This is a genomic window from Ramlibacter tataouinensis TTB310, from assembly GCF_000215705.1.
Taxonomy (GTDB): Bacteria; Pseudomonadota; Gammaproteobacteria; order Burkholderiales; family Burkholderiaceae_C; genus Ramlibacter; species Ramlibacter tataouinensis.
The window spans coordinates 2,675,571-2,689,203 of record NC_015677.1; the positions used below are offsets into that span (position 1 = coordinate 2,675,571).

Consider the following 13,633-nt stretch of genomic DNA (forward strand, 5'->3'; position numbering starts at 1 on the left):
GCGTGTCTCCGTTTTGCTCCTTCCCCGCTGGGGGAGGGAGCAGGGTCACAGGGCTTTCACAAGCTCGGGCACGGCCTGGAACAGGTCGGCCTCCAGCCCGTAGTCGGCCACCGAGAAGATGGGGGCTTCCGGGTCCTTGTTGATCGCCACGATCACCTTGGAATCCTTCATGCCCGCCAGGTGCTGGATGGCGCCGGAGATGCCCGCGGCCACGTACAGCTGGGGCGCCACGATCTTGCCGGTCTGGCCGACCTGCCAGTCGTTGGGCGCGTAGCCGGCGTCCACCGCGGCTCGGCTGGCGCCCAGGGCGGCGCCCAGCTTGTCCGCCAGCGGCGTCATCACCTCGTTGAACTTCTCGGCCGAGCCCAGGGCCCGGCCACCGGAGACGATGACCTTGGCCGCCGTCAGCTCGGGCCGGTCGCTTTTGGCGATCTCCTGGCCGACGAAGCGGCTCTTGCCGCTGTCGCCCACGGCCTGCGCCGTCTCCACCGGCGCGCTGCCGCCGGTCGCCGGCGCGGCGTCGAAGCCGGTGGTGCGCACGGTGATCACCTTGACCTTGTCCTGGCTCTGCACGGTGGCGATGGCGTTGCCGGCGTAGATGGGACGCTCGAAGGTGTCCGGGCTGTCGACCTTGGTGATGTCGGAGACCTGGCCCACGTCCAGCTTGGCAGCCACGCGCGGGGCGGTGTTCTTGCCGCTGGCGGTGGCCGGGAACAGGATGTGGCTGTAGTTGCCCGCGATGGCCAGCACCTGGGCTGCGAGGTTCTCGGCCAGCCCGTGCGCGAACTGCGCGCCGTCGGCGTGGATCACCTTGCTCACGCCGGCGATCTGGGCCGCGGCCCGGGCGGCCGCCCCGGCGTCCTGGCCGGCCACCAGCACATGCACCTCGCCGCCACAGGCCTTGGCCGCGGTGACGGTGTTGAGCGTGGCGCCCTTGATGGAGGCGTTGTCGTGTTCAGCGATGACGAGAGCTGCCATTCAGATCACCTTGGCTTCGTTCTTGAGTTTGTTGACCAGCGTCGCCACGTCCGGCACCTTGATGCCGGCCGAGCGCTTGGGCGGCTCGGTGACCTTCAGGGTCTTGAGGCGCGGCTTCACGTCCACGCCCAGGTCCTCGGGCTTGACGGTCTCCAGCGGCTTCTTCTTGGCCTTCATGATGTTGGGCAGGGTCACGTAGCGCGGCTCGTTCAGGCGCAGGTCGGTCGTGACCACGGCCGGCAGCGACACCGACAGCGTCTCCAGGCCGCCGTCGACCTCGCGCGTCACCGTGGCCTTGCCATCGGCGACCTCGACCTTGCTGGCGAAGGTGGCCTGCGGCAGGTCGGCCAGGGCGGCCAGCATCTGGCCGGTCTGGTTGCAGTCGTCGTCGATGGCCTGCTTGCCCAGGATCACCAGGCCGGGCTGCTCCTTGTCCACCAGCGCCTTCAGGATCTTGGCCACGGCCAGCGGCTGCAGTTCCTCCTCGGTCTGCACCAGGATGGCGCGGTCGGCGCCGATGGCCATGGCCGTGCGCAGCGTCTCCTGGCACTGGGCCGGGCCGCAGGAGACGGCGATCACCTCGGTGGCCGCGCCCTTCTCCTTCAGCCGCACCGCCTCCTCGACGGCGATCTCGTCAAAGGGGTTCATGCTCATCTTGACGTTGGCGATGTCCACACCGGTGTTGTCCGACTTGACCCGGACCTTCACGTTGTAGTCCACCACGCGCTTGACCGGTACCAGGACCTTCATGCTGGGCGCTCCTAAAGAATGCGAATAAGGGTGGGAATTGACGTTTACGTAAACTGGAATTCTATGCGTCGGCCGCGGGGCGGCCGCCGGCAGCGCCGGGCGCCCCGCAGGGAGCTCGGCAAAAAAAGAACGACCGTTCGATTATAGGAACCGGCGGACCCGGACCGCGTCCGGCACGCGACATTTCGCCGCTGCAACTCAGCCTGCGGCCGATGCCGGGGAAGCCGGCGCGGAGGATGCAGCGCCGCCGGGCTGCGGCAGCACGCGCACCACCCGTTGCGGGAACGGAATGTCGACCCCCGCCTCGCGCAGGCCCTGGAGGATGCGCAGGTTGATCTCCGAGCGGACGTTGAGCTGGCCGTTGGCCGGGTCGTTGATCCAGAACAGCAGGCTGAACTCCAGCCCGTCGGCTCCGAACTTGGCCAGCCGCGCAGCGGGCGCCGGGTCCTTCAGCACCCGTTCCACGCCCAGCGCCGCCTCGACCAGGATGCGCTGCACCTGGGCCACGTCGCTGTCGTAGCCCACCGCCACCTCGGTGGTCACCAGCACCTTGGGATCGGCCAGCGACAGGTTCTCGATGCGCTCGGTGATCAGCTTCTCGTTGGGCACGATGGACTCGCGGCCGTTGGCGGCGCGGATCAGCGTGTAGCGCGTCTTGATGTCCAGCACCTGGCCCTCGAAGCCGTCCACCCGCACCGTGTCGCCGATGCGCAGCGAGCGCTCGAACAGGATCACGAAGCCGCTGACGTAGTTGGACGCCAGCTTCTGCAGGCCGAAGCCCAGGCCCACGCCCAGGGCGCCGCCCAGCACCGACAGCGCCGTCAGGTCCACGCCCACGGCCGACAGCGCGAACAGCAGGCCGACGAACAGCAGCAGCGCGCGGATCGCGTTGGCCGCCACCTTGCGCAGCGACAGGTCGTGCACCGCCTGGCGCAGCACCTTCTTCTCGAGCGCGGCCGAGATCCACAGGGCCAGCATCAGCACCGCCCCGCCCGACAGCACGCCCTCGATGATGTTGAGCACGCTGATGCGCGACTTGCCGAAGGTGAAGCGGACCGCGTCCAGCTGCGCCTTGACCTCCGGCAGCAGGCCCACGATCCACAGCACGGCGGCGATCCAGGCCAGCCAGGAGAACACCCGCTCCACCAGCCGCGCTGCCCCGGAGCTCGGGAACACCACGGTGAGCACGCGCGCCACGAAGCGGATGCCCGCCAGCGACACCAGCACCGGCACGGCCACCATGAACACCACCACGCTGCGGAAGGGCGACAGCAGGAAGATGGCGCCGTAGGTCAGCGCCAGCGCGAGCACGGGGAACAGCAGGCCGTCGAAGTAGAAGCGGCCGAACCAGACCGAATCGTTGCCCCTGCGCCGGCCGGCCAGCCAGCAGATGCCGTAGGCGGCCGCCACGCAGCCCAGCAGCACGGTGATCTCCCAGGCCATGTCCGGGTGGCCCAACTCGCGGACCAGGGCCTCGAGCTTGCCCATCACAGGTCCGCCAGCGCGCGCACGTGCGCTTCCACGCTGCGGCCCAGTGCGTCGAGGTTGTAACCCCCCTCCAGCGCGGAGACGATGCGCCCCCGGGCATGCCGGCGCGCCACCTCGCGCACCCGCCAGGTGATCCAGCCGTAGTCGTTCTCGGTCAGCCCGAGCTGGCCCAGGTCGTCCTCGCGGTGCGCGTCGAAGCCCGCGCTGATGAACACCATCTGGGGCTTGAAGGCCTCCAGCCGGGGGATCCACGCATCCTCGATCATTTCGCGGATCTCCATGCCACGGGTGTAGGCGGGCACGGGCAGGTTGAGCATGTTGGCTGCGCGCGGCGTGTCGCCGCTGTAGGGATAGAAGGGATGCTGGAAGAAGCCCACCATGAGCACGCGCGGGTCGCCCGCCAGGATGTCCTCGGTGCCGTTGCCGTGGTGCACGTCGAAGTCGACCACGGCAACGCGCTGCAGGCGGTGCCGCTCCAGCGCATAGCGCGCGGCGATCGCCACGTTGTTGAAGAAGCAAAAGCCCATGGCGCGGTCGCGGCAGGCATGGTGGCCCGGCGGCCGCACCGCGCAGAAGGCGTTCTCCAGCTCGCCGGCCATCACGGCGTCGACCGCGGCCAGCGCGGCGCCGGCGGCGCGCAGGCTGGCGCCCCAGGTGTGCGGGTTCATGGCCGTGTCGGGATCGATCTGCGCGTACGGCGGGCCGCCGGCCTCGATCTGCTCGGCCAGCTCCAGGCCCAGGCCGCGGATGGCGGCCACGTGCATCCTGTCGTGGGCCAGTTCGATGTCGGCCACCGAGGCGGCCGGCGCCTCGCGCCGCTCCAGCGCGTCGGCCACCCCGGTCGCCAGCAGCCGGTCGTCGATCGCGTCCAGCCGCTCGGGGCATTCGGGGTGGCCGGGTCCCATGTCGTGCCGATGGCAATCAGGGTGGGTGAAATACCCGGTTTTGGGCACGCTCATCGTTCTGGGGCAATCGAAATCGGATAACGTCACGCCCTTATGCAAGCACAACAACAACTCGCGGCGCTCCTGGCCCAGCTTAACACGGTGATCGTCGGCAAGGCCGCGCAGGTGCGCGACTGCGTGGCCTGCCTGTTGGCCGGCGGCCACCTGCTGATCGAGGACGTCCCGGGGGTGGGCAAGACCACCCTGGCCCATGCCCTGGCGCGCTCGTTCGGCCTGCAGTTCTCGCGCGTGCAGTTCACCGCCGACCTGATGCCCAGCGACCTGTCCGGCGTCTCCATCTACGAGCGCGGCAAGGAAGCCTTCGTGTTCCACCCGGGCCCGGTGTTCGCCCAGGTGCTGCTGGCCGACGAGATCAACCGCGCCAGCCCCAAGACGCAAAGCGCGCTGCTGGAGGCGATGGAGGAGAAACAGGTCACCATCGAAGGCGCGACGCGGGCCCTGCCCTCGCCCTTCTTCGTCATCGCCACCCAGAACCCGCAGGACCAGCTGGGCACCTTCGCCCTGCCCGAGTCGCAGCTGGACCGCTTCCTGATGCGCATCTCGCTGGGCTACCCGGACCGCGCCGCCGAGCGCGAGCTGCTGCGCGGCCGGGACCGGCGTGACATGGTGGAGTCGCTGCCCGGCACGCTGACCCCGGCGACGCTGGAGGCGCTGCAGCAGCAGGTGCTGGCCGTGCACACCGCCGACCCCCTGCTCAATTACGTGCAGGACCTGGTGGCTGCCACCCGCTCGGGCCGCTGGTTCCTGCAGGGCCTGTCGCCGCGCGCCGCCATCGCGGTGGTGCGGGCGGCCAAGGCGCAGGCCCTGCTGAGCGGGCGTGACTACGTGGCGCCCGACGACGTGCAATCCATCCTGCCGCAGACCGTCGCGCACCGCCTGGTGCCGGTAGGCGACGCCGGCCGCGGGCCGGTGGAGCAGGTGCGCGCCATGCTGGACGCAGTACCCTTGCCATGAGCCTGGCATCCGCCCACCCCGAGCCGATCGCCGGGTCCGCCGCGCGCGAGGCGGCGGCCCGTCCGGCGCGGACGCCCGTGCTCGATCCGTTCGCGTTCGTCCGCCGGCGCTTCCGCCAGTGGTGGCAGGCCAGGCTGCCGCTGGCCGACACGATGACGCTGACGCAGCGCAATGTCTACATCCTGCCGACGCGCGCCGGCTGGATGCTGGGCGCCACTCTGCTGGTGCTGCTGGTCGCCTCCATCAACTACCAGCTCAACCTGGGCTACCTGCTCACCTTCCTGCTGGCCGGCAGCGCCCTGGTGGGCATGCACCTGTGCCATGCCACGCTGCGCGGCCTGACGCTGAGCCTGGCGCCGCCCAGCCCCCAGTTCGCCGGCGCCGCGGCCGCCTTCGGCGTGGTGCTGACCAACGAGCGCGCCTCGGTGCGCTACGCCATCGGACTGGCGGTTCTGGACGACACGCAGGCCGGCCGGCGCAGCGCGGGATGGGTGTGGACCGACGTGCCGGCGCAGGGCAGCAGCCGTGTCGAGGTGGCTTTCCGGCCGGAGCGCCGCGGCCTGCACCGGCTGCCGGTGCTCACGGCCGAGACCCGCTTTCCGCTCGGCACTTTCCGGGTCTGGACCGTGTGGCGGCCGGCCGCGCAGGTGCTGATCTATCCCACGCCGGAAGCCTTTCCGCCGCCGCTGCCGCCGGGCGAGCCCCGCGCGGGCGCGGGCGGCGCGGGCCGTCCGCAGAGCACCGGAGAGTTCGACGGCGTGCGCGCCTACCGCCGCGGCGACGCGCTCAAGACGGTGGTCTGGAAGAAAGTCGCCAAGGCTGACGAGCTGGTCAGCCGCGACGCGCAGCAGGCCCAGCGCCACGAGCTGTGGCTGGACCACGCGCAGGCCGGCATCGCCGACAAGGAGCAGCGCCTGTCCCGCCTGGCGGCCTGGGTGCTGCAGGCCGACAAGCTGGGGGTGGATTTCGGCCTGCGCCTGCCCGGGCTGGAGCTGCGCCCGGGCAGCGGCGAGGCGCACAAGCGCCGCTGCCTGGAGGCCTTGGCGCTGTGCTGACCGCGCTGCGCAGCTCCATGGCGACCCGGCTGTCCGCGCTGCCGCGCGACAGCCGCGACACGCTGTTCCTGCTGGTGGTGATCGCCTGGGTGGTGCTGCCGCAGGCCGGCAACCTGCCGCTGTGGTGCAGCCTGCTGGCCGTGGGCGTGCTGCTGTGGCGGGCGCGGCTGGCGCTGGCCGGCGCGGCGCTGCCGGGCAAGTGGTGGCTGCTGGGCCTGCTCGCAGCCACTGTCGCCGCCACCCTGTTCACGCACCGCACCCTGCTGGGGCGCGACGCGGGCGTCACCATGATCGTGGTGCTGCTGGCGCTCAAGACGCTGGAGCTGCGCGCGCGGCGCGACGCCTTCGTCATTTTCTTCCTGAGCTTCTTCACGATGCTCACCAACTTCTTCTTCTCGCAGTCGCTGGCCACCGCCGCCGCCATGCTGGTGGCGCTGCTCGGGCTGCTGACGGCGCTGGTCAACGCCCACATGCCGGTGGGCCGGCCGCCGCTGCGGGTGGCGGCGCGCACCGCCGGCCGGATGGCGCTGCTGGGCGCGCCCATCATGGCCGTGCTGTTCGTGCTGTTCCCGCGCTTCGCGCCGCTGTGGGGCATCCCCGGCGACGCCATGACGGGCCGCAGCGGCCTGTCGGCCAGCATGGAAGTGGGCAACGTCGCCAGCCTGGCGCTGGACGACAGCATCGCCATGCGGGTGCGCTTCGAAGGCGCGCCGCCGCCCCAGGCCGACCTGTACTTCCGCGGACCGGTGCTCTCCAGCTTCGACGGCCGGCAGTGGCGGCCGCTCTACCCCCGCCTGGGCCAGCGGCCGCCCACCGTGCGCCAGGGCCCGGGCCAGCTGCAGGTGTTCGGCGCGCCGGTGCGCTACCAGGTGACGCTGGAGCCGAGCAGCCGCCCCTGGCTGCTGGTCCTGGACGCCGCGGCCCAGCCGCCCGCGGTGCCCGGCTTCGAGGTCTTCGCCACCGGCGAGCTGCAGTGGGTGCTGAACCGGCCGGTCACCGACCTGCTGCGCTACAGCGCCGAGAGCCATCCGCAATACCGCCATGGCCCGCCCGGCAGCGCGGCGGCGCTGCCGCCGGACTACCGCGAGCTGCCGCCCGGCTTCAATCCACGCACGCTGCAGCTGGCCACCGACCTGATGCGCGAGAGCAAGGCGCCGCCCGAGGACAAGGCGGCCCTGGTCAGTGCCGCCCTGAACCGGCTGCGCACCGGCGGCTATACCTACACCCTGGAGCCCGGGGTTTACGGCGAGCACACGGCCGACGAGTTCTGGTTCGACCGCAAGGCCGGTTTTTGCGAGCACATCGCCTCGGCCTTCGCGGTGCTGATGCGCGCCATGGACATCCCGGCACGCATCGTCACCGGCTACCAGGGCGGGGAGGTGAACGGCATCGACGACTACTGGGTGGTGCGCCAGTCCGATGCCCACGCCTGGACCGAGGTGTGGCTGGCCGGCCGCGGCTGGATCCGGGTGGACCCGACCTCCGCCGTCGCGCCCGGGCGCGTCGGCGCCTTCCAGCGCCTGCAGGCGCCGCGCGGCATCTTCGCCGAAGCGATCGCCAACGTGAACCCCGGCCTGGCCCTGAACCTGCGCGCCGCCTGGGAGGCCATGAACAACCGTTGGAACCAGTGGGTGCTGAACTACACCCAGAGCAAACAGCTGAACCTGCTGAAGAACCTGGGCTTCGCCTCGCCCAGCTGGGAGGACTTGGGCCTGTTGCTGATCGCGCTGCTGGTGGCCGGCGCGTCCCTGGGCGCGGCCTGGGCCTGGTGGGAGCGCAGCCAGCACGACCCCTGGCTGCGGCTGCTGGCCCGGGTGCGCAAGCGCCTGGAAGACCAGGCCGGCCTGCAGCTTCCCGCCAGCTGCGGTCCCCGCCACATGGCAACGCAGGTTACCGCGCGTTTCGGGCCGCAGGGCCGCGGCTTGGCAGACTGGCTGCTCCAGCTGGAAGCGCAACGCTACGCACGCGTGCAGCGCGCCAGCCTGGCCGCGCTGCAGCGCGACCTGCAACGACTCGCCTGGCCCACCTGATGCTCCGCCTCTTCCTTCTCGCCTTCTTCCTGATCACAGCCGCCGCCCACCCCCCGCGTGCCGAGGCGCAAAAACCCCCGCAGCGCAAGGCCCCGGCGCGCCAGGGCATTCCTTACGCGGGCCGTGAGGACGCGATGCGCTTCGCCGACGAGGTGGCCGAACGCCGCGGCCTGGACGTTGAGTGGACGCGCCGCGCCATCGGCCAGGCCCAGCAGCTGGGCGTGGTGCAGCGGCTGATGCAGCCCAGCCCGCCCGGCACGCGCAGGAACTGGGCCGCCTACCGCGGCCGCTTCATCGACCCCGTGCGCATCGCCGCCGGCGTGCGCTTCTGGCAAGAGCACGGCGAGGCGCTCACGCGCGCCGAGCAGGAATACGGCGTGCCGGCCGAGATCATCGTCGGCATCATCGGCGTCGAGACCATCTACGGGCAGCAGATGGGCGACTTCCGCGTGATCGACGCGCTGGCCACCCTGGCCTTCAACCACCCGCCCGAGCATCCGCGCGCGGCCGATCGCATCGCCTACTTCCGCGGCGAGCTGGAGCAGTTTCTGTCGATGCAGAACCGCCGCGAGCAGGACCCGCTGCAGCCGCTGGGCAGCTACGCCGGCGCCATGGGCATGCCGCAGTTCATGCCCAGCAGCCAAGTACGCTGGGCCGTCGACTTCGATGCCGACGGCAAGGTCGACATCGTCGGCAGCGCGGCCGACGCCATCGGCTCGGTGGCCAGCTACTTCAAGGGCCACGGCTGGCACACCGGCATGCCCACGCACTACCCGGTGCAGCTGGACGCCGCGCCGGAGGACCTTGCGGCCCTGCTGGCGCCCGACATCCTGCCCACCTTCAGCGTGTTCGACTTCACCGGCAGGGGCGCGCTGCTGGACGGCGAGGCGCTGGAGCATGCGGGCCCGCTGGCCCTGGTCGAGCTGCAGAACGGCGACGCGCCTTCCAGCTACGTGGCCGGCACCGAGAACTTCTACGTCATCACCCGCTACAACCAGTCCAGCAATTACGCCATGGCGGTGATCGAGCTGGGGCGTGAAGTGAAGCAGGCACGGCAGCGCTGAAGCAGGAACACTGATTGCCGTGGCCCGGGCACCCTCGCAAAGAGTGCCCGGCCATGAACCACCACCACCGCTGGCTGACCGCCCTGCTGGCCATCATCGCGGCGCTCGGCGCCGGCGTGCTGTGGCGGCACAGCGAAGACATGGGCTGGCTGTGGCTGCCGCTGGCCCTGGGCTATGCCCTGTGCCTGATGCCGCTGCTCCCGCTCCTGACGCGCAGGGATTGACCGCCCCACCACGATCCAGGAGCCTGCATGAGCGCTGTCATCCATCCCAGCGGCGATTCCACCCGCCACCTGCCCGGCGCCGACGGGCTGGCGCACCACGACGACCATCACGTGCCCACCGGGTGGCGGCGCTGGGTGTACGCGACCAACCACAAGGACATCGGCACGCTTTACCTGCTGTTCGCCTTCACCATGCTCATGGTCGGCGGCGTGCTGGCGCTGCTGATCCGCGCCGAGCTGTTCCAGCCGGGGCTGCAGCTCGTCAACCCGCAGCTGTTCAACCAGTTCACCACCATGCACGGCCTGATCATGGTGTTCGGCGCCATCATGCCGGCCTTCGTCGGCTTCGCGAACTGGATGATCCCGCTGCAGATCGGCGCCTCCGACATGGCGTTCGCGCGCCTGAACAACTTCAGCTTCTGGCTGATGGTGCCGGCGGCCGCGCTGCTGGTGGCCTCGTTCTTCATGCCCGGCGGCGCGCCTGCCACCGGCTGGACCATGTATGCGCCGCTGACCTACCAGATGGGCCCGTCCATGGACCTGGCCATCTTCGGCCTGCACCTGCTGGGCGCCAGCTCCATCATGGGCTCGATCAACATCATCGTGACCATCCTCAACATGCGCGCGCCGGGCATGTACCTGATGCGCATGCCCATGTTCTGCTGGAACTGGCTGATCACCGCCTACCTGCTGATCGCCGTGATGCCGGTGCTGGCCGGCGCCATCACCATGACCCTCACCGGCCGGCGCCGCAGCGCCCCTGGAACGATACCGACGGCAAGGGCGCCGAAGGGCTGGAATGGGCCGTCCCCTCGCCGGCGCCCTTCCACACCTTCGAGGTCCCGCCCCGGCTGGACCCCAGCGGCACCCGCGTGCTGGACTCGCTGCCGCACAGCATCAACCCCAACGCCGGCACCGCCGCCGGCAACCCCTGAAAACCGCCATGGAACAGCGCACCTTCCAAATCTACCGCTACGACCCCGACCGCGACAGCCGGCCGCGCATGCAGACCGTCCAGGCGGTGCTCGACGGCAGCGAGCGCATGCTGCTCGACGCCCTGATGAAGCTCAAGGCCCAGGATCCCACGCTGTCGTTCCGCCGCTCCTGCCGCGAGGGTGTGTGCGGCTCGGATTCGATGAACATCAACGGCAAGAACGGCCTGGCCTGCCTGACCAACATGCGCACGCTCAAGGACCCGATCGTGCTCAAGCCGCTGCCCGGCCTGCCCGTGATCCGCGACCTGATCGTGGACATGACCGACTTCTTCAGGCAGTACCACTCGATCAAGCCCTACGTCATCGACGAGCGCATCCCGCCGGAGACCGAACGCCTGCAGTCGCCCGAGGAGCGCGACGAGCTCAACGGGCTGTACGAGTGCATCCTGTGCGCCTGCTGCTCCTCCAGCTGCCCCAGCTTCTGGTGGAACCCGGACAAGTTCGTCGGCCCGGCCGGCCTGCTGCAGGCCTACCGCTTCATCGCCGACAGCCGCGACCAGGCCACCTCGGAACGGCTGGACAACCTGGAGGACCCCTACCGGCTGTTCCGCTGCCGCACCATCATGAACTGCGCCGACGTGTGCCCCAAGGGGCTGAACCCGGCGGCGGCCATCGGCAAGATCCGGGACATGCTGGTGCTGCGGGCGGTCTGAGGCCCAGTGTTGCGGCGACGTCATGGCGCCACCGGTTCTGGCTGTTCAAACGCGGATGAGCATGCCAGACTACCCGTCGGGTCGAGGCGGAGTCCCGCCCCGACGCGGAGGAAACCATGACGAACTGGAACTGGATAGCCAAATACATCGCCGTCGTTGTCGCGGCATTGCTGCTGGGAGTCATCCTCAGCAGCTTCCCCTTGTTCAAGACGGCGACACTCGGCACGCCCAAGCTGACGGCCGCGCTGCTGGTGCAATTCATCGCCCATGTGGCGGCGCTCGTGATGCTGTCCATCCTGGGCTGGCGCGTGGCCGAGCAGATGCGCCATTCAGACGATCGCCTGAATGCGGTGGCGGCCATCGTGATGGCACTCGTCACGCTGGTCGTCACGGCCGTCGGCTACGTGGTGCTCTCCGGCTTCATGTGGCCCTTCGTCGGCAAGGAGATCAAGGGGGTGGTGAACTGGATCTTCATCCTCGGCGTCGTCGCCGCAGCCACCTGGCTGATCTATGCCATCTTCGCCGGCGCCGACGAGATGGTCGCCGCACTGCGCCACGATTCTTCGGACAGAAGCCCCGCCTGAGGCGCCGGCCGGCGCGGCATCAGCGCCGCGGCGGGATCGCGTAGGTGCCCGTCACATGGGCCACCATCTGGTCGTCGCCCCGGGAGTACAGGCTGACCTCGCCGACGGCCAGCGTCTTGCCGAGCTTGAGCAGCTTGCACACGCCCACGATGTCGCGGTCGGCCGAGGGCTTGCGCATGAAATTGATGTTCAGGCTGGTCGTCACCGCCAGCGGCACCATGCCGATCTCGCCCAGGATGGCGACGTAGAGCGCCACGTCGGCCGTGGTCATGAGCACCGGGCCCGATACCGTGCCGCCGGGGCGCAGCTCCGCCATGCCCACCGGATGGACGACCGTGGCGCCGCGGCCGCCCACCGCCTCCACGGTGACCTTGTTCTGCGGGAACTCGGCCTTCAGGAAGGCCGCGATGTCTTCTTTGGTGGGCACGCGGGATTGTGATCCTGGCCGCGCCGCTTCAGCAACGGCCCTTCTTGGCCTGGCCGGGCGGGCAGAAATTGCCCTTCCCCTCCTTGGCGACGGGCTGGGGGTCCACCACCACGCTTCCACCGGGCGTGTACACGGCGCAGCCCGAGAACAGCACCACAGCGGCGAACAGGCACAAAAGTTTGCTACTCATTCCGTCTTCTCCTCGATTCAGATGAACATCGTTCGCATGCATCGGCCGGTGGCTCACGAAGCAATGGCCTGGCTGACACAGCTGGATGCATCCTAGCAAGGGCCAGCCGCCCCTCCGCGGTGCGCGCGCGATCGTCCGGCCAAACAGGCCGTGTTCGTGGGCTCGCTGCGACAGGCTACTGCCCTGCGAGGGAAGCGGCTGCCATGGAAGCAGCGATCGCATGCTCCCAGGCGTCGATGTGCGGCGGTTTGGTCCACGCGAGGGGGCCGATCACGTCTGCCGGCCGCACGGTCAGCGAGGCTTTCTTGAACTTCATCTTCACCCACACCTCGGCGTGCCGCTGCTCCCCCAGGAAGAAGGAATGGCAGAAATAGGCGCACTTGTCATCCGCGTAGGCGAGGACCGTTTCCACCCGCACGCGCTTGAACATCCCCACGGGCTTGAGGAAGTGAGCAAGCTGCGCTGCGTTCTGACATGGCATGACCCTCCCGAAGGCGGCCATCCTACCGACGGCTGGATCCGCCCTCAAGCCATGCCGCGCATACCATCGCCCCATCCCACTCCCCTTGTGCCCCATGGACCTCGCCTCGCACCAGCTCAGCATGACCGTGCTCATGACCCCGGACACCGCCAACTTCTCGGGCAACGTCCATGGCGGCACCCTGCTCAAGCTGCTGGACCAGGTGGCCTATGCCTGCGGCAGCCGCTATGCCGGCCGGTACGTGGTGACGGTGTCGGTGGACCAGGTGACCTTCCGCGAGCCGGTCTTCGTGGGCGAGCTGGTCACCTTCCTGGCCAGCGTCAACGACACCGGCACCTCGTCCATGGAAATAGGCATCAAGGTGGTGGCCGAGGACATCCGCCGCCGGTCGGTGCGGCACGTCAACAGCTGCTTCTTCACCATGGTGGCGGTGGATGACGAGCGCAAGCCGGTCCCGGTGCCGCCACTGGAGCCGCGCACGCCCGACGAGGTGCGGCGCCGCGCGGCAGCCAAGCTGCGCAGGTCGCTGCGCCAGGAGATGCGCCAGCGCTTCGACGCGCTGCAGCGGCCGGCCGGCAGCTAGGGAAGCTCTGGACAAGTCGCGCCGTGCGCGACGGGACTTTTCCGGGATGAGCCGCAAGGCGCCGGACCCAGGGCAAGCCTGGACGGCTTGCCTGGTCCGGCAACGCCGCGGATCGCCCGGAAAAGCCCGTCCCCGGAGGGGCTCGGCCCAAAACCGGCGTCTTGCCCACCAAGTTTCTTGCCCGTGCGTGCAGCACGGGCTGCGAAACGTTG

At 69.8% G+C, this 13,633-nt stretch carries 15 protein-coding genes and 1 pseudogene; 9 read left to right on the top strand and 7 right to left on the bottom strand.

Going from position 1 to position 13,633, the window contains the following annotated elements; genetic code table 11:
• Window positions 1-45: 45 nt before the first annotated feature.
• From RTA_RS12885 to RTA_RS12900, 4 genes are all read right to left on the bottom strand, one after another.
• The gene (locus RTA_RS12885; protein ID WP_013901848.1) at window positions 46-978 is read right to left on the bottom strand and encodes an electron transfer flavoprotein subunit alpha/FixB family protein; all 933 of its coding nucleotides are present in this window, start codon (window positions 976-978) and stop codon (window positions 46-48) included.
• On the bottom strand, window positions 979-1,728 hold the full coding sequence (locus tag RTA_RS12890; protein WP_013901849.1) for an electron transfer flavoprotein subunit beta/FixA family protein: 750 nt from the start codon (window positions 1,726-1,728) through the stop codon (window positions 979-981).
• A 198-nt stretch (window positions 1,729-1,926) separates the two neighbouring features.
• The gene (locus tag RTA_RS12895; protein ID WP_013901850.1) at window positions 1,927-3,216 is read right to left on the bottom strand and encodes a mechanosensitive ion channel family protein; all 1,290 of its coding nucleotides are present in this window, start codon (window positions 3,214-3,216) and stop codon (window positions 1,927-1,929) included.
• A complete protein-coding gene (locus RTA_RS12900) occupies window positions 3,216-4,175 on the bottom strand; it encodes a histone deacetylase family protein (RefSeq protein WP_041675522.1) in 960 nt (319 codons plus the stop codon). The genes RTA_RS12895 and RTA_RS12900 overlap by 1 nt, the downstream gene beginning before the upstream one ends.
• A 39-nt stretch (window positions 4,176-4,214) precedes the next feature.
• Here RTA_RS12900 and RTA_RS12905 point away from each other — a divergent pair, with 39 nt between their 5' ends.
• The 8 genes and pseudogenes from RTA_RS12905 (at window position 4,215) to RTA_RS12940 (ending at window position 11,740) form a co-directional block, all read left to right on the top strand.
• Window positions 4,215-5,135, top strand: a complete 921-nt coding sequence (locus RTA_RS12905) for an AAA family ATPase (RefSeq protein WP_041675524.1) — start codon at window positions 4,215-4,217, stop codon at window positions 5,133-5,135.
• A gap of 2 nt (window positions 5,136-5,137) precedes the next feature.
• Window positions 5,138-6,190, top strand: coding sequence for a DUF58 domain-containing protein (locus RTA_RS12910; protein WP_041676400.1), 1,053 nt, complete (start codon window positions 5,138-5,140; stop codon window positions 6,188-6,190).
• A 17-nt stretch (window positions 6,191-6,207) separates the two neighbouring features.
• Window positions 6,208-8,220: a transglutaminase TgpA family protein gene (locus RTA_RS12915; protein WP_041676401.1), complete on the top strand. Its 2,013-nt coding sequence runs from the start codon at window positions 6,208-6,210 to the stop codon at window positions 8,218-8,220.
• Window positions 8,220-9,284 (top strand): lytic murein transglycosylase B, encoded by a 1,065-nt coding sequence (gene mltB, locus RTA_RS12920; protein WP_041675526.1) that lies wholly within the window; start codon window positions 8,220-8,222, stop codon window positions 9,282-9,284. Before RTA_RS12915 ends, mltB begins: the two co-directional genes overlap by 1 nt.
• Window positions 9,285-9,337: 53 nt before the next feature.
• A complete protein-coding gene (locus RTA_RS21000) occupies window positions 9,338-9,508 on the top strand; it encodes a hypothetical protein (RefSeq protein ID WP_013901856.1) in 171 nt (56 codons plus the stop codon).
• A gap of 27 nt (window positions 9,509-9,535) precedes the next feature.
• A pseudogene (locus RTA_RS20350) lies at window positions 9,536-10,255 on the top strand (cbb3-type cytochrome c oxidase subunit I); the annotation flags it as partial.
• A gap of 196 nt (window positions 10,256-10,451) precedes the next feature.
• Window positions 10,452-11,156 (top strand): succinate dehydrogenase iron-sulfur subunit, encoded by a 705-nt coding sequence (locus RTA_RS12935; protein WP_013901857.1) that lies wholly within the window; start codon window positions 10,452-10,454, stop codon window positions 11,154-11,156.
• Window positions 11,157-11,272: 116 nt separating this feature from the next.
• Window positions 11,273-11,740 (top strand): DUF485 domain-containing protein, encoded by a 468-nt coding sequence (locus RTA_RS12940; protein WP_013901858.1) that lies wholly within the window; start codon window positions 11,273-11,275, stop codon window positions 11,738-11,740.
• 19 nt (window positions 11,741-11,759) lie between these two features.
• On the opposite strand, the gene RTA_RS12945 is transcribed toward RTA_RS12940, so the two are convergent.
• The 3 genes from RTA_RS12945 to RTA_RS12955 all read right to left on the bottom strand — a co-directional run bounded on the left by RTA_RS12945 (window position 11,760) and on the right by RTA_RS12955 (window position 12,787).
• Window positions 11,760-12,167 (bottom strand): PaaI family thioesterase, encoded by a 408-nt coding sequence (locus RTA_RS12945; RefSeq protein ID WP_013901859.1) that lies wholly within the window; start codon window positions 12,165-12,167, stop codon window positions 11,760-11,762.
• A gap of 28 nt (window positions 12,168-12,195) precedes the next feature.
• Complete coding sequence (locus RTA_RS21115) at window positions 12,196-12,357, bottom strand: hypothetical protein (RefSeq protein ID WP_013901860.1); 162 nt, start codon at window positions 12,355-12,357, stop codon at window positions 12,196-12,198.
• Between the two features lie 175 nt (window positions 12,358-12,532).
• Complete coding sequence (locus tag RTA_RS12955) at window positions 12,533-12,787, bottom strand: hypothetical protein (RefSeq protein ID WP_041675530.1); 255 nt, start codon at window positions 12,785-12,787, stop codon at window positions 12,533-12,535.
• A gap of 145 nt (window positions 12,788-12,932) precedes the next feature.
• Between RTA_RS12955 and RTA_RS12960 the strand changes: the two genes are divergently transcribed.
• Window positions 12,933-13,421 carry an acyl-CoA thioesterase gene (locus RTA_RS12960; RefSeq protein WP_013901862.1) on the top strand — a complete coding sequence of 163 codons (489 nt, stop codon included), beginning with the start codon at window positions 12,933-12,935 and terminating at the stop codon, window positions 13,419-13,421.
• The last annotated feature ends 212 nt before the right edge of the window (window positions 13,422-13,633 follow it).

Excerpts from the sequence above, each read along its gene's own strand:
- RTA_RS12885 (WP_013901848.1), bottom strand. The coding sequence starts at position 978 with ATGGCAGCTCTCGTCATCGCTGAACACGACAACGCCTCCATCAAGGGC.
- RTA_RS12890 (WP_013901849.1), bottom strand. The coding sequence starts at position 1,728 with ATGAAGGTCCTGGTACCGGTCAAGCGCGTGGTGGACTACAACGTGAAG.
- RTA_RS12895 (WP_013901850.1), bottom strand. The coding sequence starts at position 3,216 with ATGGGCAAGCTCGAGGCCCTGGTCCGCGAGTTGGGCCACCCGGACATG.
- RTA_RS12900 (WP_041675522.1), bottom strand. The coding sequence starts at position 4,175 with ATGAGCGTGCCCAAAACCGGGTATTTCACCCACCCTGATTGCCATCGG.
- RTA_RS12905 (WP_041675524.1), top strand. The coding sequence starts at position 4,215 with ATGCAAGCACAACAACAACTCGCGGCGCTCCTGGCCCAGCTTAACACG.
- RTA_RS12915 (WP_041676401.1), top strand. The coding sequence starts at position 6,208 with ATGGCGACCCGGCTGTCCGCGCTGCCGCGCGACAGCCGCGACACGCTG.
- mltB (WP_041675526.1), top strand. The coding sequence starts at position 8,220 with ATGCTCCGCCTCTTCCTTCTCGCCTTCTTCCTGATCACAGCCGCCGCC.
- RTA_RS21000 (WP_013901856.1), top strand. The coding sequence starts at position 9,338 with ATGAACCACCACCACCGCTGGCTGACCGCCCTGCTGGCCATCATCGCG.
- RTA_RS12935 (WP_013901857.1), top strand. The coding sequence starts at position 10,452 with ATGGAACAGCGCACCTTCCAAATCTACCGCTACGACCCCGACCGCGAC.
- RTA_RS12940 (WP_013901858.1), top strand. The coding sequence starts at position 11,273 with ATGACGAACTGGAACTGGATAGCCAAATACATCGCCGTCGTTGTCGCG.
- RTA_RS21115 (WP_013901860.1), bottom strand. The coding sequence starts at position 12,357 with ATGAGTAGCAAACTTTTGTGCCTGTTCGCCGCTGTGGTGCTGTTCTCG.
- RTA_RS12955 (WP_041675530.1), bottom strand. The coding sequence starts at position 12,787 with ATGTTCAAGCGCGTGCGGGTGGAAACGGTCCTCGCCTACGCGGATGAC.
- RTA_RS12960 (WP_013901862.1), top strand. The coding sequence starts at position 12,933 with ATGGACCTCGCCTCGCACCAGCTCAGCATGACCGTGCTCATGACCCCG.